Annotated in this window: 21 protein-coding genes and 3 pseudogenes; 14 read left to right on the top strand and 10 right to left on the bottom strand. The window is 69.2% G+C overall.

Going from position 1 to position 24,533, the window contains the following annotated elements; translation table 11 throughout:
- Window positions 1-226 precede the first annotated feature (226 nt).
- Window positions 227-433, bottom strand: a complete 207-nt coding sequence (locus ACZ45Z_RS24910; RefSeq protein WP_468366357.1) for a hypothetical protein — start codon at window positions 431-433, stop codon at window positions 227-229.
- Window positions 434-861: 428 nt separating this feature from the next.
- Here ACZ45Z_RS24910 and ACZ45Z_RS24905 point away from each other — a divergent pair, with 428 nt between their 5' ends.
- From ACZ45Z_RS24905 to ACZ45Z_RS24890, 4 genes are all read left to right on the top strand, one after another.
- Complete coding sequence (locus ACZ45Z_RS24905) at window positions 862-2,055, top strand: methyltransferase domain-containing protein (RefSeq protein ID WP_468366355.1); 1,194 nt, start codon at window positions 862-864, stop codon at window positions 2,053-2,055.
- A gap of 325 nt (window positions 2,056-2,380) precedes the next feature.
- Window positions 2,381-3,562 (top strand): aminotransferase class I/II-fold pyridoxal phosphate-dependent enzyme, encoded by a 1,182-nt coding sequence (locus tag ACZ45Z_RS24900; protein ID WP_468366353.1) that lies wholly within the window; start codon window positions 2,381-2,383, stop codon window positions 3,560-3,562.
- Window positions 3,559-4,521: a formyltransferase family protein gene (locus tag ACZ45Z_RS24895; protein WP_468366350.1), complete on the top strand. Its 963-nt coding sequence runs from the start codon at window positions 3,559-3,561 to the stop codon at window positions 4,519-4,521. Before ACZ45Z_RS24900 ends, ACZ45Z_RS24895 begins: the two co-directional genes overlap by 4 nt.
- Window positions 4,518-5,531 (top strand): bifunctional UDP-4-keto-pentose/UDP-xylose synthase, encoded by a 1,014-nt coding sequence (locus ACZ45Z_RS24890; RefSeq protein WP_468366347.1) that lies wholly within the window; start codon window positions 4,518-4,520, stop codon window positions 5,529-5,531. Before ACZ45Z_RS24895 ends, ACZ45Z_RS24890 begins: the two co-directional genes overlap by 4 nt.
- Window positions 5,532-5,870: 339 nt before the next feature.
- Here the strand turns inward: ACZ45Z_RS24890 and ACZ45Z_RS24885 are convergent, their stop codons facing one another.
- Window positions 5,871-6,377 (bottom strand): GNAT family N-acetyltransferase, encoded by a 507-nt coding sequence (locus ACZ45Z_RS24885; RefSeq protein WP_468366345.1) that lies wholly within the window; start codon window positions 6,375-6,377, stop codon window positions 5,871-5,873.
- A gap of 326 nt (window positions 6,378-6,703) precedes the next feature.
- Between ACZ45Z_RS24885 and ACZ45Z_RS24880 the strand changes: the two genes are divergently transcribed.
- From ACZ45Z_RS24880 to ACZ45Z_RS24870, 3 genes are all read left to right on the top strand, one after another.
- Window positions 6,704-6,913, top strand: a complete 210-nt coding sequence (locus ACZ45Z_RS24880; protein ID WP_468366343.1) for a hypothetical protein — start codon at window positions 6,704-6,706, stop codon at window positions 6,911-6,913.
- A gap of 198 nt (window positions 6,914-7,111) precedes the next feature.
- Window positions 7,112-7,396: a hypothetical protein gene (locus ACZ45Z_RS24875; RefSeq protein WP_468366341.1), complete on the top strand. Its 285-nt coding sequence runs from the start codon at window positions 7,112-7,114 to the stop codon at window positions 7,394-7,396.
- A 76-nt stretch (window positions 7,397-7,472) separates the two neighbouring features.
- Window positions 7,473-7,958: a GNAT family N-acetyltransferase gene (locus tag ACZ45Z_RS24870; protein WP_468366338.1), complete on the top strand. Its 486-nt coding sequence runs from the start codon at window positions 7,473-7,475 to the stop codon at window positions 7,956-7,958.
- A 32-nt stretch (window positions 7,959-7,990) separates the two neighbouring features.
- Here the strand turns inward: ACZ45Z_RS24870 and ACZ45Z_RS24865 are convergent, their stop codons facing one another.
- The gene (locus ACZ45Z_RS24865) at window positions 7,991-8,149 is read right to left on the bottom strand and encodes a hypothetical protein (RefSeq protein ID WP_468366335.1); all 159 of its coding nucleotides are present in this window, start codon (window positions 8,147-8,149) and stop codon (window positions 7,991-7,993) included.
- Between the two features lie 250 nt (window positions 8,150-8,399).
- Here ACZ45Z_RS24865 and ACZ45Z_RS24860 point away from each other — a divergent pair, with 250 nt between their 5' ends.
- Both ACZ45Z_RS24860 and ACZ45Z_RS24855 read left to right on the top strand, forming a co-directional pair.
- Window positions 8,400-8,930 (top strand): hypothetical protein, encoded by a 531-nt coding sequence (locus ACZ45Z_RS24860; RefSeq protein ID WP_468366333.1) that lies wholly within the window; start codon window positions 8,400-8,402, stop codon window positions 8,928-8,930.
- A 55-nt stretch (window positions 8,931-8,985) separates the two neighbouring features.
- Window positions 8,986-9,648: pseudogene (locus tag ACZ45Z_RS24855) on the top strand (short-chain fatty acyl-CoA regulator family protein); the annotation flags it as partial.
- On the opposite strand, the gene ACZ45Z_RS24850 reads toward ACZ45Z_RS24855, so the two are convergent.
- Window positions 9,634-11,076 carry an oxygenase MpaB family protein gene (locus ACZ45Z_RS24850; protein ID WP_468366329.1) on the bottom strand — a complete coding sequence of 481 codons (1,443 nt, stop codon included), beginning with the start codon at window positions 11,074-11,076 and terminating at the stop codon, window positions 9,634-9,636. The pseudogene ACZ45Z_RS24855 and the gene ACZ45Z_RS24850 sit on opposite strands and share 15 nt — an antisense overlap.
- 460 nt (window positions 11,077-11,536) lie before the next feature.
- On the opposite strand from ACZ45Z_RS24850, the gene ACZ45Z_RS24845 reads away from it, so the two are divergent.
- Complete coding sequence (locus ACZ45Z_RS24845) at window positions 11,537-12,130, top strand: hypothetical protein (protein WP_468366326.1); 594 nt, start codon at window positions 11,537-11,539, stop codon at window positions 12,128-12,130.
- Between the two features lie 170 nt (window positions 12,131-12,300).
- Window positions 12,301-13,800 carry a PepSY-associated TM helix domain-containing protein gene (locus ACZ45Z_RS24840; protein ID WP_468366324.1) on the top strand — a complete coding sequence of 500 codons (1,500 nt, stop codon included), beginning with the start codon at window positions 12,301-12,303 and terminating at the stop codon, window positions 13,798-13,800.
- Between the two features lie 349 nt (window positions 13,801-14,149).
- On the opposite strand, the gene ACZ45Z_RS24835 is transcribed toward ACZ45Z_RS24840, so the two are convergent.
- Together ACZ45Z_RS24835 and ACZ45Z_RS24830 are read right to left on the bottom strand one after the other, a co-directional pair.
- Window positions 14,150-14,884 (bottom strand): DUF2470 domain-containing protein, encoded by a 735-nt coding sequence (locus tag ACZ45Z_RS24835; RefSeq protein ID WP_468366322.1) that lies wholly within the window; start codon window positions 14,882-14,884, stop codon window positions 14,150-14,152.
- A gap of 163 nt (window positions 14,885-15,047) precedes the next feature.
- Window positions 15,048-15,913 (bottom strand): annotated as a pseudogene (locus tag ACZ45Z_RS24830) (AraC family transcriptional regulator).
- Window positions 15,914-16,484: 571 nt separating this feature from the next.
- Between ACZ45Z_RS24830 and ACZ45Z_RS24825 the strand changes: the two are divergent.
- Both ACZ45Z_RS24825 and ACZ45Z_RS24820 read left to right on the top strand, forming a co-directional pair.
- Window positions 16,485-18,005: a serine/threonine-protein kinase gene (locus ACZ45Z_RS24825; protein ID WP_468366320.1), complete on the top strand. Its 1,521-nt coding sequence runs from the start codon at window positions 16,485-16,487 to the stop codon at window positions 18,003-18,005.
- A gap of 342 nt (window positions 18,006-18,347) precedes the next feature.
- A pseudogene (locus ACZ45Z_RS24820) lies at window positions 18,348-18,839 on the top strand (SCO2400 family protein); the annotation flags it as partial.
- Window positions 18,840-19,000: 161 nt separating this feature from the next.
- On the opposite strand, the gene ACZ45Z_RS24815 reads toward ACZ45Z_RS24820, so the two are convergent.
- Complete coding sequence (locus tag ACZ45Z_RS24815; protein WP_468366535.1) at window positions 19,001-19,189, bottom strand: hypothetical protein; 189 nt, start codon at window positions 19,187-19,189, stop codon at window positions 19,001-19,003.
- Between the two features lie 475 nt (window positions 19,190-19,664).
- Between ACZ45Z_RS24815 and ACZ45Z_RS24810 the strand changes: the two genes are divergently transcribed.
- Complete coding sequence (locus ACZ45Z_RS24810; RefSeq protein WP_468366317.1) at window positions 19,665-20,168, top strand: type II toxin-antitoxin system HicB family antitoxin; 504 nt, start codon at window positions 19,665-19,667, stop codon at window positions 20,166-20,168.
- A gap of 34 nt (window positions 20,169-20,202) precedes the next feature.
- On the opposite strand, the gene ACZ45Z_RS24805 is transcribed toward ACZ45Z_RS24810, so the two are convergent.
- The 3 genes from ACZ45Z_RS24805 to ACZ45Z_RS24795 form a co-directional block, all read right to left on the bottom strand.
- Window positions 20,203-21,183 carry an ATP-grasp domain-containing protein gene (locus tag ACZ45Z_RS24805; RefSeq protein ID WP_468366315.1) on the bottom strand — a complete coding sequence of 327 codons (981 nt, stop codon included), beginning with the start codon at window positions 21,181-21,183 and terminating at the stop codon, window positions 20,203-20,205.
- 259 nt (window positions 21,184-21,442) lie between these two features.
- The gene (locus ACZ45Z_RS24800; protein WP_468366312.1) at window positions 21,443-22,825 is read right to left on the bottom strand and encodes a SufS family cysteine desulfurase; all 1,383 of its coding nucleotides are present in this window, start codon (window positions 22,823-22,825) and stop codon (window positions 21,443-21,445) included.
- A 157-nt stretch (window positions 22,826-22,982) separates the two neighbouring features.
- On the bottom strand, window positions 22,983-24,368 hold the full coding sequence (locus ACZ45Z_RS24795) for a family 2B encapsulin nanocompartment shell protein (protein WP_468366310.1): 1,386 nt from the start codon (window positions 24,366-24,368) through the stop codon (window positions 22,983-22,985).
- Window positions 24,369-24,533: the final 165 nt, after the last annotated feature.

The raw sequence follows: 24,533 nt of genomic DNA, 5'->3' as shown, positions 1-24,533 counted from the left end.
CGTTGATCGATAGGAGAACGGCTTCTCAGATGGAGCCGGTCCGCTCAAGCCGTCGGGTCCGCGAGACAAGCCGCCGCCCAGACCGTCCGAATACTCCGCCCCGCGGGCGTTCAATGTGGAGTCGCTTCCAATATTCAGATCTTGGCCCTGAGGCCCTTGGCCCTGAGGCCCTGAACGCAGCCAGAACTGACCTACCGATGGAGTCAGTTGTCACTGACGCAGTCAGTCAGGCGAACGCATCCAGACCTTGACAATTCTGATTCCACATAATCTGCAACTGCTCGCTCTGCCCGCCTGAGGCGACCGGTCCAGGTTTGGCCGACGATGCCGAGGACGGCAACGCGGCGGCACCCGCCGCCGGTGCACCGGCACCTGCGAGCAGCACGAGCGCGGCGAGCGTTCCCGTTAACCGCGCGGGAGTCTTGCTGGGCATTTTCTCCCCTTTGTTGACCACTCAGGCCCATCCGCCTGATCGACGCTGGTGCTGGTGCCCGTCGTCCGGGCGGAGAAACCCCCGCACTGTGACTGACGGCCCGTCCAAGGAGTCGCCGATGGGCGGTGCGGATCGCCCCCGCGCGTGGATCGAGGCCCTCGCCGGTCCGAGGCCCGTAACCGTGCCCTCGCGGTGGGTTCGTCCACCGACTTCCCGCGCCCGCCCCGCCGCCAGGTGCTCTACAAACCACTGCCCATCTTCTCTACCGTGGGCACAGGAATCCGCACGAAGACACCCGGAGGCTCCATGGACGACGCATTACACGCCAAGCACCGCAGTCCCATCGGCGACGACGGCCATCAACCCAACCGGCCCGTACCTCCACCGCCGCCCCCGCCGCCCGCTCCGGACCAGAAGTAGCCCGGACCGTGAGCGCACCCCCCGCGGCTACGGCCGCCCAGGCCAAGCGTCTGCTGGCCCAGGTCAGCCAGTTTCTCGACCGCCCCGTGCCGCCCGCCTTCGAACGGGCGCTGCGCACGGTGCCGCGGCACCTGTTTCTCCCCGACCGTATCTGGCACCGCGACGGCCAAGGCGGCTACGACCTCTGCGACCGCACCACGGCCCCGGAGCGCTGGCTGGAAACGGCCTACTGCGACACACCCCTGGTCACGCAGTTCACCGACGGCCTGCCCACCTCCTCGGCATCCATGCCCTCCATGGTGCTGCGCACCCTCCTGCTCGCCGGCCTCGACAGCCTCCCAGGCCCGCGCAACGTCATGGAGTTGGGCACCGGCACTGGATTCAACGCGGCCTTGCTCTGCGCTCTGCTCGGCGACCAGGCCGTCACCACCATGGAGCTGGACCCGGCGCTCGCCGCACAAGGGGAGCGGAACCTCAAGGCCGCCGGCTACGCCCCGGCAGTGGTCCACGGGGACGCTGCGACCGGGTGGCCGGCCGCAGCACCCTACGAGCTGGTCGTGGCGACGTTCTCGGTCGACCGGCTTCCTCCGGCATGGTGCAGTCAGCTCGCACCCGGCGGACGCATCGTCACACCGTGGACCTCGGCCTGGTGTCGCTACGGCACCCTGAAACTGACCAGGCGTCAGGATGGGAGTGCTCGGGGGCGGTTCCATGCATTCGCGGCCTTCATGCCCATGCGCCACGCCCAGCCCAGCGCCCACTCACCCCTTCACGCTATGGGCCCAACCGCCGCTGACGGCGCCCCGCACAAGGGGACCACGTCCCTGTCACCGTGGGCAGTCGCCGGCGGAGACCTGGACGCCGAATTCCACATCGGCCTCGCCGCCCCAGGTGCGTCCTTCGCCTGGGACACCAGCGGCGTCCACGCTTCGGTGCGCCTGGAGGTGGCCGACGACACGAGCCCGTCCTGGGCCACCGTCGACTACGACGGGCGCCACAGCGACCGGTTCACGGTCGCCCAGGCCGGACCCCGGCGGTTGTGGGACGAGATCACCGCTGCCTACACCCGCTGGCAGACACTCGGCCGCCCGACCGTTGACCAATACGGCCTCACGGTGGATGCCGCAGGCGAGCACGTTCCATGGGTGGAAGCGGCGGGACGACAGGAGAGGGTTTCTTCGGCTCCCGGCAGTAGCGAGTAGTCGCCATGACTCGATCACTCGCGGGCAGTCCTCGGTCCGGTGGGCGCGGCACCTGACGTCCACAAGGCCCCCAAGCCCGGCGCGGCCGATCACGCCTCCGCCTCCGGTCCCCCACCTCCCACCTCCCACATGGGCGCCTCCCCGCGCTCATTGGCATGTGGAGCCGATCCGGTTCACCGGTTCACCGGTTCACCGGTTCACCGAGTCACCATGCCCCGCAGGCACCAGTTTCAGCCAGATTCAGGTGTTCCACGTCGTGGCGATCGTGACGCCGGAGCCTACGATCGGACGATCGTTGCCCATACGAGACTCAGGGAGAGGGCGCGTGCGACTTCGGGTGCCGTTGTGCAGGCCGACCATTGAGGACGACGAGGTCGCCGCGGTGGTGGAGGTGTTGCGTTCGGGCTGGCTGGCATCTGGCCCGAAGGCCGCCGCGTTTGAGGAGGCGTTCGGCCGACACGTCGGTGCGCCCCACGCGATCGCCGTGGAGTCCGGGACGGCCGGCCTGCATCTGGTGCTCGCCGCCCTGGGAATCGGCCCGGGGGACGAGGTGATCACCCCGTCCATGACCTGGCCCGCCACCGCCAATGTCGTCGAACTGCTCGGCGCGCGGGCGGTGTTCGCCGATGTGCTGCCAGACACCTTGCTGCTCGACCCCGCCGACGTCGCGCGCCGGATCACCAGCCGTACCCGGGCCGTGATTCCCGTCCACTACGCCGGAGCGCCAGTGGATCTCGCGGAACTGCGGGCGGTGCTGGACGGCGGGGACATCACCCTCGTTCACGACGCGGCACACGCGGCCGGTACGCGCCACCGGGGCGAGCCGATCGGCGGTGGAACGGAGCCCGCCGTCTTCAGCTTCCACCCGATCAAGAACATCACCACGGGCGAGGGCGGGATGGTCACCCTCGCCGACGACCGGCTAGCCGAACGGATCAGGCTCCTGCGTTTCCACGGCATCACCAAGGACGCCTGGTCACGTCATCACGGCAGTGGCGCGGTGCGGTACGAGGTGATGGAGCCGGGGTGGAAGTACGCCATGTCCGATCTGCACGCCGCGCTCGGTCTCGTACAGCTCACGAAGCTGGAACGCTTCAACGCCCGCAGAGGGCAGCTTGCCGACCGCTACAACCTGCTGCTGCGCGGCCTCGACACCATCGCGCTCCCCCAGGCCCCGTCCTACCCCCACACCCACGCCTGGCACCTGTATGTCGTACGACTGGAACTGAGCCGGCTGGGCATCGACCGGGACCGTTTCATGGCAGAGCTGGGCGAGCTGGGCATCGGAGCAGGGCTGCACTTCACTCCCGTCCACCTGCATCACCACTACCGGCGCGATGGCCGGAACAACCCTGGGGATCTGCCCGTGACCGAGGCCGCCGGCGAAACGATCCTCTCCCTGCCGCTGTATCCGGACCTCTCCGATGAGGAACAGGACCGCGTCGTCGCCGCGGTCCGTACCGTGGCCGAGGCCCACCGCCTGCCCGCCGGGGACGGTGTGCGATGACAGTCGTCTTGTTCGCCTACCAGGAAGTCGGCTGCCGTACCGCGGAGGTGCTCACCGAGCTCGGCGTGGAGATCGCCTGCGTCTACACCCATGAGGACGACCCCGGGGAGAGGCGCTGGTACCGCTCGACGGCCAAGGTAGCCGCCTCGTTGGGCATCGAGGTACGTCACACCGATCCACGTACGCCGAGTGAACAGGCATACCTGCGCGCGTTGGCGCCCCGCGCCGTGTTCAGCGCCTACTGGCGGCGGTTGCTCCCACCGGAGGTGCTCGCTCTCGCCCCCGTGGCCGTCAACCTGCACGGCAGCCTGCTGCCCCGCTACCGCGGCCGCGCACCGGTCAACTGGCAAATCCTCAACGGGGAGCGGGAGGGCGGCGTTTCCCTGCACCACATGACCACCCGCGCGGACGCGGGCGATCTCATCGACCAGGAAGCCTTCCCCATCGGTCCCGACGACACTCCGCTGGACGTCTACCGCAAACTGGTCCCCGCCGCCGCGACCGTGCTGCGCCGCAGCGCCCTGGACGTGATCGGCGGACGCGCCCGCCGCTGGCCCCAACTCGCCTCCAAGGCAAGCGCCTTCGGCGCCAGGACGCCCGCCGACGGCCTGATCGACTTCCGGTACGCGGCCGAGGACGTCCGCAACCTCATCCGCGCCGTCACCAACCCCTACCCCGGCGCTTTCTGCCACACCGGCCCGTACAGACTCACCATCTGGCGGGCCTCCCACGCGCCGTTACCCTCTCCCCGCTCGTCGGCACCTCCGCCCCGGACAGCCGCAGACCGACCGGGGACGGTCCACACCGGCCCCGACGGCGTATTCGTCGTCTGCGGCGACGGTCGTCGACTGCGCCTGGAAGACGTCGAATTCCAGGGAACGCGCGGTGATCCCCGCCGCTTCCCGCACCTTCTGCGTCACGGAACGCTCCTCGACGCTCGCGAGGAGCCGACCCTGTGAAGCTGCTCATCCTCGGCGCCGCGGGCTTCATCGGCAGTCACCTGACCCGCGCGGTCCTCGAACGCACCGACTGGCACATCCGCGCCCTCGACCTGCGCTGCGCGCGCCTCACCGACCTCCGGGATCATCCCCGCCTGGACCTGGCCCAGGGGGACGTCTTCACGCACACCGACTGGATCGAGCGCCAACTGCGCTGGGCGGATGTCTGCCTGCCGCTCGCGGCCATCGCCACCCCCGCCACATACGTCAGCGATCCGCTGGCCACCTTCGACCTCGACTTCCAACACAATCTCCACGTCGTCCGCCGCTGCGCGGCCACCGGCACCCGCGTCGTCTTCCCCTCCAGCTCCGAGGTCTACGGCATGAGCGAGGACGACGAGTTCGACGAATACACCAGCACCCTGGTGTACGGGCCCACCGACAAGTCCCGGTGGATCTACGCGGCCTCCAAACAACTGCTGGACCGCGTCATCCACGCCCTGGGCACACAGGAAGGGCTGCGCTACACCCTCTTCCGCCCCTTCAACTGGACCGGCCCCGGCCTGGACGACCCGCAGTGCGCCACCCCCGGATCCTCGCGCCTGATACCTCAGATGATCGGCCACCTCATCCGCCGCGAACCGATCACACTCGTCGACGGCGGATCGCAGCGCCGCTGCTTCACCCACATCGACGACGGCATCGACGGCCTCATGCGCATCCTGGCGAATCCGCACGGAGCCGCCGACGGGCAGGTCTTCAACCTCGGCCACCCCGGCAACGAACGCACCGTCCGCGAAGTCGCCCTCGCCCTCATCCGTCTCGTCGGCGAGATCCCCGGATACCAGGACGTCCCCACCACCGCCCGGATCGTGGAACAGCCTGGCCACACCTACTACGGCCCGGGCTACCAGGACATCGCACGACGCGTGCCGGCCATCCACCGCGCACGCCAACTCCTCGGCTGGACCCCCGCCATCGGATTCGACGAACTCCTCAAATCCACCGTCCAACACTGCCTGGCCCCTTGAGCAGCGCGCCGAAGCGAACAACCACAACACTGCCCGCCGAGACGAGACGCTGCCCAGGCCCCTCCGCGAAGCCCTGCGCCGTGCTGCTGCTGTACCCGGGAGTCAGACACGAGGCGTTGACGTTCGGTCCACCGGCACGCCACCGTGCGCTCGGCCTGGTGGAGCAGTCGTCGGCCTCCGAGGTCCGGCGGTAGCCTGCCGCCCAAGAGCCAGCCGAGCGGGTACGGGCATACGGGGACGCTCCTCTCCGTGCTGCGGTGAGGTCGCCGGATTTCAGTCAGCAACTAGCGGCAGGGCTGTTCTGGCTGTCCACCGAAACGAATGAAGGAGGAAGGAGCATCACAAGTCCCGGCGCATGCAGACCCGCGGCCATCGGTCCAGACCGTGAGCCGCTTCCTGTCGACGGATTTCCCGCAGGCCGGGACCGATGCCGCTGTCGTCAAGCAATTGGAAGCCGCAACGTGCGTAGTAGGGCGCGTTCCACGGAACATCGGTGAACGTGGTGAGCGTCAGGGCAGGCATCCCGCCCCCCGCTGCCTGATCCGCCAGATGGTTCAGGAGCGACCGGCCGATGCCGCGGCGCGCACTGTCGGGGTGTACGGAAACCTGCTCGACGTGGAGGTTGCCGTCGACTTGTTCCGCGATGAGGTAGGCCACCGGAGTGTCGGCCTGGTCGACCGCGACCCAGGCCATGTCGGCCTGCCGGTAGAGCGCGAGTTCACTGAGCGCGAGTGGCTCGTCTTCGGCGATCTCCGGCATGCCTATCTCGCGAAAGCACCGCCCAGCGGCTCTCTCGATGTCCTGAAGCAGGGGCAGTTCTTCGATGTGGGGTGCTCGGATACGCATTGACTCATTGTGCTGGCACATAGGTCCGGAGGGGATTCTTCCGGCGGTGCCGCTGCAATGCGGCGCCTGGTCCGAAAAAACTGGAACTTTGACCAAGGTCGCCGTCGAGCTGCGAGAGAGGCGCTCGCAGGGCGCCGTTCGTGCCCGGTACCTCCAGTGGCGGCGCTCTCCGTGCCTCGCCTTGCGGATGCTGGTCGACTGGGTGGCGGGAACGGCAGTCAACCGAGAGAGAGCCCACCATGGCGGTCATTATTGTGCACGAGCTCCCGGGAGCAACGCAGGCCCAGTATGAGCAGGTCACAAACTCTCTGACCGGTGGGCGCGGCATGGTGAGGGCCAGCTCCGACTGGCCGGTACCCGGCTTGCTCTCCCACGTCGCCGGGCCCACTCCCAACGGGTGGATCGTGGTGGACGCATGGGAATCCGAGCAGGCATACCAACGGTTCGCGGAAACACTCATGCCGTTGGCACGTGAGGCCGGGATTCCGGAGGCCGAGCCGAAGGTGTACGAGGCCGTCAACGTCGTGACCGCGTAGACCGAAGCAGTCCCCACTTCCAGCGGGATCGTCGAAAGCGGTCCCGCGACGCAGCCGACGAGCCCGATCAGGCGTACTCCTCCAGCTTTCCTCGGATGCCGCCCCTGAGCGGGCACGGTGCCGGCCGACCGTGGGCACAGGCCGCCATGGGCCCGCGGGAGGGCGCCGCAACCCAACCACACGAAAAGAGTCTCAATCATGGCGATCTTCATGCACGCCGTGCTGCCGGGAGTCACCACGGACCAGTACGACGCGTTCAACGCGAAGCTCCAGCAGCGGCCCGGCATCTTCGAGGGCTGCCTGTCGCACATCTGCGTACCGACGGCCACAGGACTGGAGATCTACGATCTGTGGGAGTCCGAGGCCCACATGACCCGGTTCGCGGAAAAGATCATGCCCATCGCCGTGGAGAACGGGTTCCCGGCGACGGGAGAGCCGCCGAAGGCCTCCCCAGTCCACAACTACTGGACACCGGGCGCATAAGCGCCCACCCGGCGTGGCGCGAACGCCGGCTTCCGCGCCGCGAAAATCACTTGATGCACCGGCTTATGGTTCCCGCATGACGTCCACGCTCCGCCTGGAGAAGATCACTGCCGACAACTTCGACGCCGCGATCGGCCTGAAGGTGCGCCCCGACCAGGAGCACCTTGTCGCGCCGGTCGTGAAGTCGCTCGCCGAGGCGTACGTCCACCCCGGCACAGCCTGGCCCCGCCTCATCTTGGACGCCGAACGGCCCGTCGGATTCCTCATGGCCTTTTTCGACATCGCCTTCGCCGGCGACGGCCAGAACACCGACATCCGCTCGGGCCTCTGGCGCCTCAACATCGCGTCAGGTGAGCAGGGCCGCGGCTACGGCCGTTTCGCGGTCAAGTCGGTGGCCACCGAAATCCGCCGCCGCGGCGGCACCCGACTGGCCACGACTTGGCACCCAGGCAAGGACGGCCCCGAGGGCTTCTATCTCGGTCTCGGATTCCGGCCGACGGGAGAGCTGAGCGGGGACCAAAAGGTAGGAGAGTTGGAACTGCGCCAGACGTTGTCCGTCTGATCCTCGGACGTCGCGGTGACCGGATAGTCACCTCACGCACCCAGCCCCCGACGCTCCCACACCGCTGCCTGCGGCATCGCCAACAACTCGGTCGACAACTCGGCCTCGGCCGTGGCCTGCCCCTCGATCTGATTGTCGAGGACCAAAGCCGGGTCACCGGCTGCCTGCTTCAGAGCTGGCCATCGCGTCACAGCTCGGCTCACGCCGCGTGACTCGGGGCGTCGGGCCGGGCTCAGCCGAGCCCCGACCGGACTCGTGCGCCGGTCCGATCCAGTCGGAAGCAGCAGTGCGGCGGACGGACAGTCTGCGGCCCTGCGCAGCTCGCGACGTCGTGACCGGGTCGGCCGTGGCCGCAGGCGTGACCATCGTCTCGCATGCCGTCGCTCGAAGACTCATCGGGGCCGGGTAATACGCCGGTAAACTCGGGCGTACGCTGCGGACATGATCGAGCGAAGAGCGCTACTACGGCGCATACGCGTGTGGCTGGTCGTCTTCATCGTCTGCCTGGTGCTGAGCGGGCTCACGGCCTTTCCTCTCGTCACCGAGGTGCACCTCGTCCATGACGCGCTAACGTCCTGGGCGGCACCTGTTGCCGACGCCCTTCCGGCACTTATGGAGTGGATTGAGCGGGTCCGCGACGGCCTCGACGCCACCCATGCGCAGTACCCCTTCGTGCTGTACGGCACCGACTGGTTGGCCTTCGCCCACCTCGTCATCGCCGTCGCCTTCTACGGGCCGTACCGCGATCCCGTACGCAATATCTGGGTCATCGAGTTCGGCGTGATCGCCTGCGCCGGGATCATCCCGCTTGCGCTCATCTGCGGCCCGCTCAGGGGAATCCCCTTTTGGTGGTTGGTCATCGACATGTCGTTCGGCCTGTTCGGCGTGATCCCGCTGCTGGTCGTTCGCCGCATGATCAAGCGGCTGGAGGCGCTGGGCAGGACTCCCGCCGAGGAGCCCGTCCCCGCGTGAGGCTGTAACCGAAGATCCACCAGGTAGGCCGTAACTGCCGCCCGGTCACCAGCCCGGCCGCCCGCACCACTACGACCCGCAGGGCCGCACACGGCACCTCTCGCCCCGCCTGCGCCCCGGCCGGCAGGCATTCCGTCTGGCCATCCAACCGGCCCTGCTGGAATGCGGCGACGACCTGTCCCGGCGTTCCTCCGAGGACCACGACGAAGGCTCCACCACGTGGCAGACGGCGCGGAGCGGGGTGGCCAAACTGCTTCGCCGCCGGGCCCCCGCCTGGGCGGAGTGCCCGTCTCCTTCGTCCGCGTGGACCGCGCGGGCAACATGTCCAAGCGCCGGTCCGCGACCGGCTTCCGCTTCTCCCGCGACGGCGGCACCTGCCCTCGGTGGAATGCACGCTACGAGGTGTTCACCGCACCCGGCCGCCTCCACGTCCAGATCGCCGCCATGCCTGACGGGCAGCGGTGTCTGTGGACCGCCCGTACCGTCACCCTCAGCCGCGGTGGCTGGGGAGAACCTGGCAAGACCTTCGCCATCGGCTGGGCCGCGAGGTCCAGTACGCCGCACGGCTCGTCTGCTCCGACGGATCCGACGGACTGGACCTCCACAACTCCTCCGCCGCCGCCCCGATCGGGATCGGCATGGGCTACCGGTCTATGAACGGCTCAACTGCGCCCAGCGGGCGGTGATCACCAAACAGGGCCCACTACGGGCGTCCGAGGAGCTGGCTGCCGGCCGCGTTGTTGGTGCGGGCCGTGAAGTAGTCGGTGAAAGCCTCGACGAACTCGTCCTCGGTGATGCGGCCGTCTCCGTCGATGTCGAGCTGGCGAAAGCCGTGGTTGAGTTCGGCGGGGTGGACCCGTGAACCGCCGAAGATGGTGCGGTACTCGTCAGCGCACAGATGCCCACTGCCGTCGCGGTCCGCGGCGTGGAAGATCGCACGGACAGCGACGTGCAGACCCTGCTCCAGGTAGACGGGGTCGCGGTCGATACCGGCGAGCATGGCGGTGACGAACTCCTCGCAGGTCACGTGCCCGTCGTTGTCGGTGTCCATGGTGGCCCGCAGGTGCTGCCACCAGGTCTCCAGGGCCGCGTAGACCTGCGCCTCGCGTTCGGCAGTGAGCTCCAGGGGCCAACACACGTTGTGTGCCATGGCCTGCAGGTCGGCCGTGCCGATGCGGCCGTCACCGGTCTGGTCCAGCACCTGGCGGAAGAACGTACGCAGGCGTTCGGGACGGCTGTCGCCGGCCTTGCGTCGACGCGGTGCGGGAAGTCGTACCCGGCCGGCAACGGGCTCGGACCCGCGAGCCCCACTGGCGACGGGTGGCTGCGTCGCGGGGACGCCGTCCAGCGGGGTGCGGTAACGCCGGTGCTCGGGCAGCCGGTTCATCAGGACCCGCATGCCGCGGTGCAACGTGAAGGACAACAGGGCCGCGCGGCGGGTGCGTGGGAGGCTGAAGCGCTCGCGGAAGGCTTCCGGCAGGTCCGCGAGGGTCAGCGACCGCAGCACGTGGGCGGCCACCGCGCGCACGAGCGGCCAGGCAGGCGTGAGGACACCCAGGCGGCGGGGCGCGGGGGCTTCACGAAGCATGTCGAACAGCAGGTAGTGCACCGCGTCGCTGTATTCGAGCCGCTCACGGATGGTGCGGTTCATGTAGTTGGGCACGTCTGCGGCTGTGGGCGGGAACAGCTCGTCGGCCAGGCCGAACTCCGCGCAGACGGCGCGGAATTCGCCGTACATCTGCTGTTGTTCCTCGTCGGTCAGAGGATGCCCGGACAGTTCCCGCATGGCCGTCATGGACTCGTACAGGGTCACCAAGACCCATACGCGCACCGTGGGGTCGAGTGCGGTGAAGGGCCTGCCCTCCTGGTCGGTGCCGCTGATACGGCGGTGCGTGCGCTCCAGGCGTGCGATCTCGCTGCGCAGCCCCTCGCGGTCGGAGAAGAACAGGCGCTTGCCGCTGTCCATGGTGTGCTCGATTCGCCGCCAGGGATGGGCCCGGTAGGTGGAGAACTGAGCCGCGCCGGCGGCAACCGCCGGATCGGCGTTCTGCAGCACCAACAGCCGCCATGCCACCAACGCGATGCGCCACTCCCCCAGGGTGCGGCGCAGCAGCGAATCGGGACCAGGGAGATTGACGGTTGACAAGGAGGTCTCCTAAGAGGCGATAGGCGCGCGGAGTCGTGGTCGTCGAGGACCGACGAAGGTCGAGGACCGCCGAAGACGGATGATCCGGCTATCCGCTCGGCTCAACGCGAGCGCCAGGGGCAGGGAGCGGCCGAGGTCGCTGATTTCACTCGTCCGGGATACGACGGTTGCGACACCCCGGCGAACACCGTGATCTGCGTCACGGGGAGAGGCTCCGCTCATCGCCCTAGGCGGCCTTGCTCCCGGATCGGCGGTGCGACAATTTCCGGCAGTTGGCAGGCTGGTGACTTGGCGTCAGCTAGTCAGTCGCCCAACCGTCGGCTCCGCAGCCTTTTTCCCTGCTCGCGCCGGCCCCCGCGTGGACGTTGGATAAGTTGTGGCGGTGCGCGGACGGAGAGGCTGGCTGAGGCGGACCGGGCGGGGGCTGCTCAGCGCCTCCGCCTGTCTGATCCTGGGAGCCGTGAGCCACGTCGCAGCCGGTGGCCGACTGCCGGGCGCGGGCACGATGGGCCTTCTGTTCGCCGCGCTGACCGTGCAGGGCGCTGTGCTCTTCGGCGGCGGTCGGCGCCGCTTCGACGTGGTGACGCTGGTGCTGGGCGGCACGCAGTTCGCACTCCACCTTGCCTTCCACCATCTCTCGCCGCATCTTTCGCCGCCTGCACCCGGCGGCCGCATCATGTCTGCGGGGCACGCGGCACACCACATGGCCGGGTACATGTCCGGGCACCTGTCCGGCGGGCACACGGGCATGGCCCCGGTGGGAATGGCGGGCGCCGGTGGCGGGCACGGCGCCGGAAACTCCATGGTCACCGCCATGACGCTGGCACACGCCGTCGCGACGCTCGGGACCGCGCTGTGTGTCATCCACGGCGAACGGATCCTGCGGCGACTGGCCGCCCTGGCCGTGCCGGACATCTGCTTCCGCTCGCCCCTTCCCCTTCCTTTCACGCCGCGTCTTCGGCCGATGCCCCCGGTGGTTGCGCGTATCCGATTCGGGGCGCTGCTCGCTCGTTCGCGGCCGAGGCGCGGCCCTCCCCTGGCGGTCCCGGTCTGACGGGCCACCCGTGCCGTTCCCCCGCGCCACCGGCGCGAGTGGGACAGGCGTAGGGCGGAGTCGGGCCGGGCTGCGATCACCGCACACCGCCACTCCGGCGGAATCCCATCACCGACTTCGCTCGCACCCTCGGCTCGTCCGGCGGGTGCCCGCGCCGTGAGGAAATTGCCATGCCGTCCAGAATCGAAGAACCACCACGAAGCGACCACGAGCCGCTCGACGCCCCGTCGGCCGACGGGGCGAGGGCGGTCGCCATCGAGGCCCCCGCCTCCCCTGAGCCGGACACCGCGCGACCGGGCCGCTCCTGGCGGGACGTACGGGCCCTGCTGGTCCGTCTGCACTTCTACGCCGGCGTGTTCGTCGCCCCGTTCCTGCTCGTGGCCGCCCTGACCGGGCTCGCGTACACCTTCACACCGCAGCTCGACCAACTCGTCTACGGCGATCAGTTGCGCGTCGAGCGGGTGGGCGACGCGCCGCGGCCGCTGGCGGAGCAGATAGCCGCCGCACGGGCCGCCCACCCGGAAGGCAGCCTGGCGTCCGTCATCACACCGCCCGGCCCGGACGACACAACACGCGTGGTGCTGTCTGTGCCGGAACTCGGCGAGAAACAGCGCACGGTGTTCGTCGACCCCTACACAGCCAAGGTGCGGGGCGCGCTGACCACCTCGTGGGGATCGACGCCGCTGACCACCTGGCTCGACGACCTGCACCGGAATCTGCACCTGGGCGAGACCGGCCGCCTCTACGCGGAGGTCGCCGCGAGCTGGCTCTGGGTGCTCGTTGTCGGCGGTCTGGTGCTCTGGCTCGGGCGCGCCAAGGGGCAGCGCGCCAAGTCCACGCGCGGCGTTCTGCTGCCCGACCGGTCCGCGCGGGGCGTGCGCCGCACCCGCGGCCGGCACGCGGCCACAGGTGTCTGGCTGGCGCTCGGCCTGTTGTTCCTGAGTGCCACCGGCCTTACCTGGTCCCACTACGCGGGTGAGCGGTTCGGGCAGTTGTTGGACGCGGTCAAGGGCCGTGCACCGGAACTGGACACCGCGCTTCCCGGCGCGGAGCCGCCCGCCAAGGAAGCGGGCGGGGAGCATGCCGGGCACGGCGCCTCCGGGAAATCCGCCGCCGCGGAACCGGCGGACTTCGACGCGGCCCTGGCGATCGCGCGGCAGGCCGGGCTGGTTGGCAAGGTGACCGTCACACCTCCCGCTGACCCCGGCAGCGCGTGGGTCGTGGCGCAGAGCGACAACGTCTGGCCGGTGCACTACGACCAGGTCGCCGTGGACACCAAGAAGGGCGCGGTCACCTCCCACAGCCGATGGGCGGACTATCCGCTCCTGGCCAAGCTCAGCAAGCTCGGTGTGCAGGGGCACATGGGTGCGCTGTTCGGGATCGTCAACCAGATCGTACTGGCGGTGCTCGCCCTCGGTCTGTCCGTCGTGATCCTCTGGGGCTACCGCATGTGGTGGCAGCGCCGTCCGACCCGCGAGGGCGGCAAAGCGGTGCTCGGCAAGGCCCCGGCCCGCGGCGCATGGCGCCGACTGCCGCTGCCCGCGCTGTTCCTGGGCATCCCGGCCGTGGCTGCCGTGGGCTGGGCGCTACCGGTCCTGGGGGTCACCCTGCTCGGGTTCCTCGTCGTGGACGTGATGGTCGGACTCGTCCGGCGGGTCCGCACGGCCTAGCGACGCAGGGAGGGCGCACGAGGTGTGCCCTCCCTGCTCGCGCGGGGCGAACGGGGCGCGGAGGGCGGCCGCCGCTGCCGGCAGCGTGGCCGGCAAACGTCACGGTCTCGCTCCCGCCCGGCCGCGGCCCGTTGCTCGGGTCAGTGTTCTGCTGGGCGTCCGGATTGTTGATCCGACTGGGGAGGCACCCGCCGGGAGTGCGTGGCGGGTCGCAGGTCCGAGGGCAGCACAGGGGCGCCGGGTTCATGGGCTGGCGGCGTGTAGAGGGCGGCGGCCAGCGGTGCCGCGCGGATGATCGCAGCGACCTGATCTCGCGCGCTGGGCCGGGGAGGCGGTGCGGGGTCTGGCTTCACGGCCGGATGCGCCGTCGACGCCGGTGGGGGCAGGCGTGGGCGGCGGCGAGGAGTGTCTGAATCCGGTCTCCGAAGTCGGCCGCCTCGCGGAGCGGAGCGGTGAAGGGCAGGCGAACGTCGCGGTGGGTACGAGCGTGTTCGAGGCGCAGGGTGATCCCGTACCGGTCGAGGCTCAGTGGCGTCACACGGTGAACGCCGTGCAGATGCCGCGGGTCGACCAATCGCGTGAGCTGCGCCACCGAGTCGGAGTGGTCGTCGGCCAGGTGGATGAGCAGTCTCGCTTCAAGTGCTGCCAGCGGATCCGTCTCGGTCAGGAAGAGTTCGTCGAGGCCGACGCCGACGACGCCTCCCCCTGTGTCCACGGTGGCGCGCACGGGGTCCAACCTCAGCCCGGCACCGGATTCTTCGGTCTGCGAGCCGACCTGCGTCAGCCGGCCCGAGAGCGTCACTCGGCCACGCACCCGGTCCCGGACGGCCGTGGGGGCGACATCGGTGAACTCCAGCAGGGCGGCCAGGCCGCCGCCCGGGGCGCGGTTGACCGCGGCGGCCAGGCGGCGGTCGGCCGGTTGGCGCAGCGTCAACCGGCCCCGGTCATCCAGGGCGGGCGCGCCGATCAGGTCGCAGCGGTATCCGTCGTCGGTGGTCACCGTCAGCGAACGTGCGGCGGCGAGCACGGAACGGAGCCGTTCCGCGCCGGTCGGCCCGTTTGCCCGGACATCCGTCTCACTCATCATCCACGGCCTCCTTAAGTTAGCCTAACCTAACTTAGACGAGCCGCCGCGTTGGCGACCAGCCCGCAGGAGACTTCGGCGCAGAATCAGGCCCCGTGCAGGCTGGACAGCGCGAGCGTCGGTCTGCTGAGGGGCGGCGACCCAAGGCCGCCGCCCGCCACGCTCAGACCGCTGTCCGCTCCACCGGGATCCACAGTTCCGCGTCCGCCTGTGCCGCGTCCGGCGACAACCGCGTGCGCAGGATCTCGGGCCCCGGCCGGCTCCGGTAGGGATTGGACGGGAACCACTGCGTGAACACGTCCCGCCACAGGCACTGAAGTGTCTGGGGAAACGGTCCGGAGCTCTCGAAGACGGCCCACGTCCCGGCCGGGACGGTGAGCGCGTCCATACCCTCGGGCACGGCGGCGCGGGTCACCGCCCCGTGGTAGTAGTCGAGTTCGGTCCCCTCGGCCCGACTCTCGTCCAGATCGTCACTCACCGAGACGATCCCCGCCGGCTCCTGATCGGACAGACCCTCGATGCGCCGCAGCGTCTCCTGGCCGATCCCCCGTATAAAGGCGGCGATGGCAGGGTTCACCCCCTCATACACGAGGGGCACCCGCGCCTTCCTGCCGACCACACGGAATTCCTCCTTCTCCACAACCCGGTATCGCATGCTGCTACTCCCTTCGACGGTGAGGCGGAAGGACATCCGTGGCTGGGACTGCAGACTCGCGCCGGCCCGCCTGGCTTCGCCGGGACCGACGCCGTGCATCACGCGGAACGCCCGCGCGAACGCCTCCCCGAGCTGTAGCCGTACCGCACCGCGACCTCCAACAGCGTCCGCTCACCGGCCAGCACCTCGGCACCCGCGACCGTCAGCCGTCTGCGCCGGACGTACTCCGACAGCGGAATTCCCGCCAGCGCGGAGAACAGCCGCCGCAAGTGGTACTCCGACGTCACCGCGATCCGCGCCAGGTCGGCCACCTCGATCCGCTGATCAAGGTGGCACTCGATGTGCTCCATGGCCTGGTTCAGCCGCTCCAGCACCCCGGCCTCCTTCCCTTTCGCTCACTCACGTTAGGAAGGCCCCACCCTGCCGGACCCGACATCCTGTGCCCGGTCCGGTCGGGTCACATCACAACGAGGAGCGCCGGGCCCCCGGAACCGGTCGACCAAGGGGGCGTTGAATTTGCCCGCCACAATTCGCGGTGCGCACGCATCCACTCCGCCGGCTATTTCGCTGTGCCTTCCGACCCTCCTCCTGGTCAGCGATAGCTTCCTATCGCCTCGAGGTTCTCTCCGTTGAGTTGAAACGCAGCGGGCAACCGAAACGAGGAGACCAGATGCCGAGCGAGCCGCCCCGGACACAGAGCTCCAGCCGGAGACGTTTCGTGTGCATAAGGGCGTGCAGTCGGAATTGGGACGACGAGGGCCGGCATCGCAGCCATTATCCGCTTAATCGGCCGACCCAGGAGCGACGTTGACCGTAGTCGCGGGCGTCATGCATTCCTGATCATCCGTCAGGCATTAACCGGCAGGCATCGGCTGTGATTTCCTTGGGTTATCGTGCCTTTCCGACTGCTCAGGGATGGGGCAGCTAAGAGGGAGAGATTTCACGGTGTCTGATCTGGGGCGGCTCGTCGCCGACCGGTACCTGCTGGTGGAGCGGCTGGGCAGCGGCGGCATGGGCACTGTGTGGCGCGCGGAGGACAAGCTGCTCGGCCGCCACGTCGCCGTGAAGAAGCTGCACATACCGCCACACCTGCACGACGACCAGGTCCAGACACTCCACGAACGCACCCGCCGCGAGGCCCGTAGCGCCGCCCGGATCGCGCACCCCAACGTGATCGTCGTGCATGACGTCGTCGACGACGAGGGCCTGCCGTGCATCGTCATGGAGTACATAAACTCCGTCACACTCGGCGACGTCCTGAAGGAGCGCGGGGCGCTGCCACCCGCCGAAGCGGCTCGGGTCGGCCGTGCCATGGCCGCCGCTCTGCGCGCCGCTCATGTCGCCGGGGTTCTGCACCGGGACGTCAAACCCGCCAACGTTCTGCTGGGAAACGACGGACGGATCGTCCTCACCGACTTCGGAATCGCCGTGGAGTCGGGAACGCCCTCACTGACCCGGACCGGCGAGCTGATCGGTTCCATCCAGTACCTCGCGCCCGAACGCCTCAGGAGCGGGATGGAGCCCGGTCCCGCCTGCGATCTGTGGTCCCTCGGGGCAACGCTCTATCAGGCCGTCGAGGGGCGGCACCCGTTCAGCCGGGACACCGCGATCGAGATCGCTTACGCCATCGCGGCCGATCCACACGAGCCCCCGCGCAACGCCGGGGACCTGACGGCGGTGATCGAGGGCCTGCTCATCAAGGATCCCGAGCAGCGCATGGCCGTACCCGAGGTCGAACGTCTCCTGAGTCATGAGGCTCTACGACAGACCGCTCCCGGCGATGCCTCCACGCAGCCACACCATGCCGGCGCCTCCCCGGCCCCTGTACCAGGAGGCAAGGGCAACCGCCGAGTTGTGGTGCGGTCCGTCGCGGCGGCGGCACTCGCCGCCTGCCTGGCAGGCGGCGCGCTCTGGTGGGTCAAGGGCAGTGCCGATGCGTCGAGTACCCAGTCGAGCACCCACAAGTCCCGGACCACCGCCTCCGCCACCCCTTCGGGCGGCACCTCCTCTCCGCCGCCTCCGCTCCCCGCCGGATACCACCTCGAAGAGCAGACCCTCGGCTTCTCCGTCCCCGTACAGAACGGCTGGACCCGCAAGCCGGTGCCCGGCGGTGAGGTCGCCTACGTGGATCCGTCCGGCTTGGTGGGCCTGAGGGTCAACGTCGTCCAGTTCGCGGGTTCCGATCCGCTGCGGCACTGGCGTGAGACCGAAGAGGAACAGACCCGTCGGGACAACCCGAATTATGAGCGGGTCAGAATGGCCGCCACCAAGTTCCGAGGACGCCCCGCCGGGTACTGGGAATTCACATTCGACGGCCAAGCGAGGAAGTTCAGGGCGTCGGAGCTGGCTTTCGCCGGCTCCGACGGCACCCAGTACCTGGTCTACCTCTCCGCCCCTGACGCGCAATGGAATCAGTACCGGCCGGTCTTCACCACCGCCGTCGAGGGAATCCGCCTGAGCGAATGACGCGGTACGGGCCCGGTCGGCCGGCCCCTTCCGGACGTCCGGGCGAGGGGATCAGCGTGATCTTCTCCGCCCGGCACGCCCGGAACGCATGGAACGCCGGGAACGCCCGGAACGCCCCGCCGAGTCTCACCGCCAGCGCCCCCGGTGTCCCTCCAGCCGGCCCGGACAGGCAGAGATTTCGGAGTCCGAGGGCCCCCGCCATGAAATCTGCACGGAAGCGTCACAACGTGTGCGCGCCGCCTTCGGCAGGTGCCGTTAGCGTTGCGTGCTGTTCGACCCTCCGTACGAACGTGAACAGGCCGCCTGAATCCCTGGCGGCGCGGTCAGCACAGAAAGATCCAGATGGACTACTGCTCGTCGTGCCGCAGGCATCTCAATGGGGCATTCACGTGTCCCGGGTGCGGCGATTACGCTCCGGACATAGCCCCGCCTGCCCACCGCCGCCCCGATGCGACCGCTGTCGCGATGACGTGGGATGCCTGGGGCACGGGAGAGGCACTCCCCACTCCGGGGTTCCTTCCCGACCCCCAGCTCTCCGATGCCGCGCCGATAGGCGGTGGCACGCCCGCAGCGCCGATCGGCAATGGCACGTCCGCAGAGCTGATCGGTAGTGGCACCTCCGCAGACACGACGGCGAACGCACGGGGCCATGGCTCGACCGGCGGCTCTCAAGGTCGTTCCGCCACCGGGCAGGGCCGGGCGGCTCGGCGTCGCCAACTGGCACGTTGGAAGAAGCACCGGCGGCGGGCCGCGGCCGCAGCGGCCTTCGCTATCGCCGGTGGGGCACTGACCGCCGCTCTGCTGCCGAACCGGACTTCGGCCGGCCACACACAAGCGGCTTCAGTATCCGATCCGGAACCCGCGTCCACGCTCCCGACCTCCACCAGCGCGCCACCGTCGGAGCAGCCGGAGCCGGACACGCGGGCTTCGCGGCATCCGGGCACTCGCCCACCCCTGCCGGCCAGTCGGCAGCAGAGCACCACCGTTGCCACGCCTCACACGGCCGCGCCCGGCACCGCGACGCCGAGCCGGCGCCCCGAGGCCGCCAGCACGACCGGCCCCTCCACGCCCACGAACGTGACCCCGTACGCCGCACCCGAATCGGCCAAGGGCACGAACCCCGACAACACCGACGCCGCAACCCCGGAGACGACCGCGCCCACCTCCGCCGAACGCTCCGACACAGGCACTTCGGCTGTGCGCCCTGCGCCGACAACGCCGACGGCCGAGCAGACGTCACCGACGCAGGTGTGCCTGCTGGGAGTTGTGTGCCTCGACTGATGGCCCCATTGCCATCGGATCCCGCCGTCCGCTCGCACTGAGGGGAGGGGTGACCTCCAGGGGCGCCCTCCCCCCTCAGCGACTGCGCGACCGGCCGAGTGGTGCTCGAGCAGGCCCCGGCACACCGGCGCGTCCGCGAAATGCCCGCCGTATGCGGTGAGCAGGTACGCGGGTGACAGGTACGCGGGTGACAGGTATGCGGGTACGCGGACAAGCGGGCTCCCGCCGGTGGTCTGCCTAGGGGGGCACCGGGCTGTCGTCATCAAGCAGGCCCCTGGCCGCAGAAGGCGGCTCCCCCGCAACCCCGAGCAACGTGAGACAGCCGAATTCCACCGCCGAGACGACATCAAGTACGAGATGCAAGGAGGCCGAGTCCCCGTGAGCGTTCACTACGAAGCCCGGCTCCACAGAATGGGCCGGTGGTGGGCAGTCGACATTCCGGAATTCGCCATCCAGACACAGTGCCGCACCCTCGACGAGGCTGAGGACATGGCGCGCGACGCCATCGTCGACGCACTTGGCATTCAGCCAGAGGCCATCACCTTGGAACTGGTGGTCCCTGAGGTCGCGCCGCTGCTGCAGAGCGTGGTGAAGGCACGAACGCAACGTGTCGCAGCCGATACCGCAGAACAGCAGGCACTCGCCGAGGCTGCTCGCACGCTGTCCCAGGACCTGCGCGTAAGCCAGGGCGATGCCTGCCGCCTGCTCGGTCTCTCTCCCGAGGAGATGTCCCACTTCTCCCGGGCCGGCGGCTCCGCCACCTCACCTCCACTTCCCCTTGCCCCGCCCGACGCTGACGCCGGCGGCGGGACCGCCCGGAGACAACACCGCCAGGCACCACCGCTCCGCCCGAGCTGGGCGATCGCGGACGACGGCGCCTGACGGCCGGTGCCTCGTCGTCAGCCACGCTTTGTCGTCAGCCCCGCTTCGTCACATGAGTGAGGAGGGCCTCGACGGTGTCAGGAGCACGGTCCGGCAGGCCGAGCGCGAGGCGTTCGTCGAGGCCACCCGGGTTGACCACGTTGAATTCGAAGACGTACGGGTAAGCGAGGTCGAGCCCGGCGAAGCGGATGCCGTGTTCCAGCAGCCGTTCACCGATGCGCAGACACAGGGCGTGTTCCTCGGGCGTGAGCGTGGTGTCGGTGCAGCGGGCCCGGTGGGCGGTGTTGCCCCGGTGTTCGTCGGATGCGAGCCGGTGTGCCTGCTGGGCCACAGGACGGCCGGCCGCGAGAATCACGCGTTTCTCCTCACGATGTGGCACGAACTCCTGCAGGGCGCAGTAGCGGTTGCCGAATCCCGCCAGACCGCCTTTGGTGAGCAGCTCTGTCACTGCGGTGTTGCCGGTCATGGACTGCAGGAGGACCCGGTTGTTCGTCGAGCCCGGCTCCAGTAGGTAGATGTCCGCGCCGGCGTCGTCGTCCGTCGGTTTGACCAGCCATACGGATTCCGGATCCGTGCTGTAGGCAGCCCAGAGGTCATCGAAGGAGTTGGAAATCAAGGTGCGGGGAAGATGTTCGGGAGGCACGATCACCGAGAGGTTGGTCTTGTTGCCCAGCATCATGATTCCGGTGACATCGTTGACGAACGGGACGCGCTGATTCAGCCGCCACAGAAGCTGCCACGCCTCTGTCTGAACCGAAGGCTGTGGATAGTTGAGAACCCACACGGCCTCCATGTCGGTGAGCGAGCGCTCCTCGGGCAGCCCTGGGAACGGAGCGTGCGCCTTGACCAGTCCCTCCACGCGGCCGGCGGTCGTACGGACGTCGGCGTCGTGCGCGGACAGGTGGTTGATCGAGCCGATCCACACTTCGTGCCCGCCCGCGGCCAGGGCGTTGGCGTACAGGGAGTGGCAGCTATCGAGCTCAGCCAGTGAGCCGATCAATAAGGCCACACGCACAAGGGGCTCCTCACACTGTCGGGTGACGTACCGGGCAGCCGAATACTGTCCAGCCGGACCACCGGCTATGCGAGGCGGCCCGCTGCCGGCCCCGCGCGGTCGCGCGAAGCAGTAGCAGTACGCAGTGGCGCACGCCGAGACCCCGAGCTTCCGGCGCCGACGAGGTCGTGGCCGGAAGCTCGGGGTCTCGGGGTCTCGGGGTGCGGATTGCCGCCTGAACCGGCCGGGTGCCGACACCCGGCCGGTTCAGGCAGCCGATTCAGGCAGCCGTCTGTTGCAACCGCCGTAGGGATTCCGTCAGTTGGTCCACCTCCTGTGAGGTGTTGTAGAGGGCGAAGGAGGCTCGTGCCGCGCTCTCCAGGCCGTAGTGGCGCAGCGCGGGCTGGGCGCAGTGGTGGCCGGCTCGGATGGCGATCCCGTCCTGGTCGAGCCAGTCGGCGATCTCCGCCGGGTCGTGACCGGCGAGTGTGAAGGTCAGGACGGCGACCCTGCCGGGCGCCGCGCCCAGGATTTCCATACCCGGGAGGGTGGCCAGTGCCTGCTGGGCGTAGGCGACCAGGTCCGTCTCGTAGCGGGCGATGGCCTCCCGGTCGAAGGAGGTCAACCAGTTCAGGGCGGACAGCAGACCGACGACTCCGCCGATGTGGCCGGTACCGGCTTCGAAACGGTGCGGAACCGGCGCGTAGCTGGTCTGTCCGAAGTCCACCGAGTCGATCATGTTGCCGCCGCCCTGCCACGGCCGCATGCCTTCCAAGATCTCCGGCTTGGCGTACAGCGCCCCGATTCCGGTCGGGGCGAACACCTTGTGCCCGGAGAACGTGTAGAAGTCGGCGTCCAGGTCCTGGACGTCGACCGGGAAGTGGGCGACCGCCTGAGCGCCGTCCACCAGGACCTTGGCCCCGTACCGGTGTGCCAGCGCCGTCATCTCCCGCACCGGGGGCACCGTGCCCAGGACGTTCGAGGCATGGCTGAGAGCAACCAGTTGGGTCCGGAAGGAGAGCAGGTCGGCGAAGGCGGCCTGGTCGATCTGCCCGTCCGGCAGGAGCGGGATGGGCACCACCCTGGCCCGTCGCTCCTTGGCGATCTGCTGCCATGGAACGATGTTGGAGTGGTGCTCCAGGACCGGGACCAGGATCTCGTCGCCGGGGCCGAGGTTGTCCCGCCCCCAGCTCTGTGCCACGAGGTTGATCGCCTCGGTGGTACCGCGGACGAAGACGATGCTGTCCGGTCCGGGCGCCCCCAGCAGGTCGGCGACCGCGGCGCGGCCTTGTTCGTATACGTCGGTGGCTTCCCGCGCCATGGAGTGCGCACCGCGGTGGATGTTGGAGTTGGCGGTGGCGTAGTAGGCGGTCAGCGCCTCGATGACCTGGCGCGGCTTTTGTGTGGTGGCGCCGTTGTCCAGCCAGACCAGCGGATGACCGTTGACCGTACGGTGCAGGACGGGGATGTCCTGCCGCGCCATTTCCGGCTCGAAGGTGCCGTGCCGGCCGCGGGCCGCGGTCTGTTGCCCCGCAGGCATGTGGGTCGCGGGAGCCTGACCCGCCCAGGCGGCCGGGTCGGTCTGCGGGGTGGGGGCCGTGGGAATCGCCTGCTGCGTGGGGACGGCCGAGGCCGTACGCGCCATGGGGTCGGCGCCGGTCATCCGCCCCCCAGAGGCGGCCGGGGCTGCTGGGGCAGCCGACGGGGTCGGAGCGGCCGGAGCGGCCGAGTCTGCCAGACCCGTTGGGATCAACTGCCCGGTGGGGGCCACCGGAACCGCTTGCGCCCCGGGACTCCTGGGAGCGTTGCGCCCCGCGAGATCAGGAGTAGTCATGGTACTTGGACACCTCGACGTTCTGCAGTACGGCGGTGGCGTCCTCCACCAGCACAGCCGCGTTGAAGTAGGCCGTCATCAGGTAGGAGCTGATGCCCTTTTGGTCCATGCCCATGTTCCGCATGGCCAGGCCCGGCTCCACCTCGTCGGTCACCTTTGACGGGCGCAGTCCCACCACGCCCTGCTCGGCCTCCCCCACCCGCATCAGCAGGATCTCGGTGGTGCCCGCGCCGGCCCGCCCGTTGAAACGCACCTTGTCCGAGGGCAGCAGCGGCACACCGCGCCAGGTCAGCAGCGGGCTGCCGAACCGGTTATCCATCAACGGGGGCACACCCCGGCGCGTACACTCCCGCGCGAACGCGGCGATCGCACGGGGATGGGCGACGAAGTACGCCGGGTGCTTCCACACCTTGGACAGCAGTTCGTCCAGGTCATCGGGGGTGGGCGCGCCGGTGCGCGTCTGCACGCGCTGGCCGGGGGCGACATTGTGGAACAGGCCGAACTCCGGGTGGTTCAGCATCATCGCCTCCTGGCGCTCGCGCAGCGCCTGGATGGTCAGATCGGCCTGGGACCGCGTCTGGTCCATCGGTTCGTTATAGAGGTCGGCGACGCGGCTGTGTACGCGCAGCACGGTCTGCGCCAGGCTCATGTGGTATTCGCGCGGCGTGTCCTCGTACTCGACGTACGTCCCCGGCAGATCCGGCTCACCCACGTGGCCCGAGGCGAGATCCACCGGAACCTCGGAGCCCGGCTCGGGCGCGCCGTCAGCGGTGTAGGCGTCCAGCGCCTCCCGCAGTTGCCCGTCGCGGTCGGCGAGGCGCGACAGCTCACCGCGGCCGATACACAGCGCCACACCCCGCGTCAGCGCCTTGACGTGGTGGGGCATCGGCGCGCCGCGGGTCCAGGAGGCGAGGTCGAAGAACTGGCCGTCACCGATGACCTCCAGGACGGCGTCCTCCCCGTAGGGGCCGGTGACCCGCTTCTCCGCCTTGCCCTGCACGAGCACCCAGAGGTGATCGCACTCTTCATCCTCCGTGGCCAGAACCTGCCCGGGCTCGAAGGTCACAGCGGTGAACGAGCCGGCCAGCTCGGTGAGCAGGGCCGAGTCGGCCTCCCGCAGGTAGGGCACCTCCCGCAGATCCTCGGCGATGACGCGGTGGGAGCCGTTGTCGCTGTAGGTGCTGATTCGGTCGTCGCCCAGTACGAAAGTCCGGCGGCGGTTGACCCGGTAGACGCCGGACTCGATGTCCACCCACGGCAGCGCACGCAGCAGGTACCGCGGGGTGATCGCCCGCATCTGCGGCCGGGTCTTGGTGGTCGTGGCCAACTGCCGTGCGGCATCGGGGCTAAGAGTGAGCTGGTTGTCGTTCATCGTGACCTCCTGGTCGGAGTGCGGGAGCCGTGCCCCGTCACGATCACGCTCGCGATCATCCGCCACAACCGGGCATGTGCCTCCGGCAGTCTTGAACTCTTCGAACGCTGAACGGACATGCCCGGCCCCGCGCGCACATCCACCCTTCGCCTTTCCTTCTGACCA

This window comes from Streptomyces sp. NPDC031210 (genome assembly GCF_055570395.1).
This window is presented reverse-complemented; position numbering and strand designations above follow the sequence as displayed.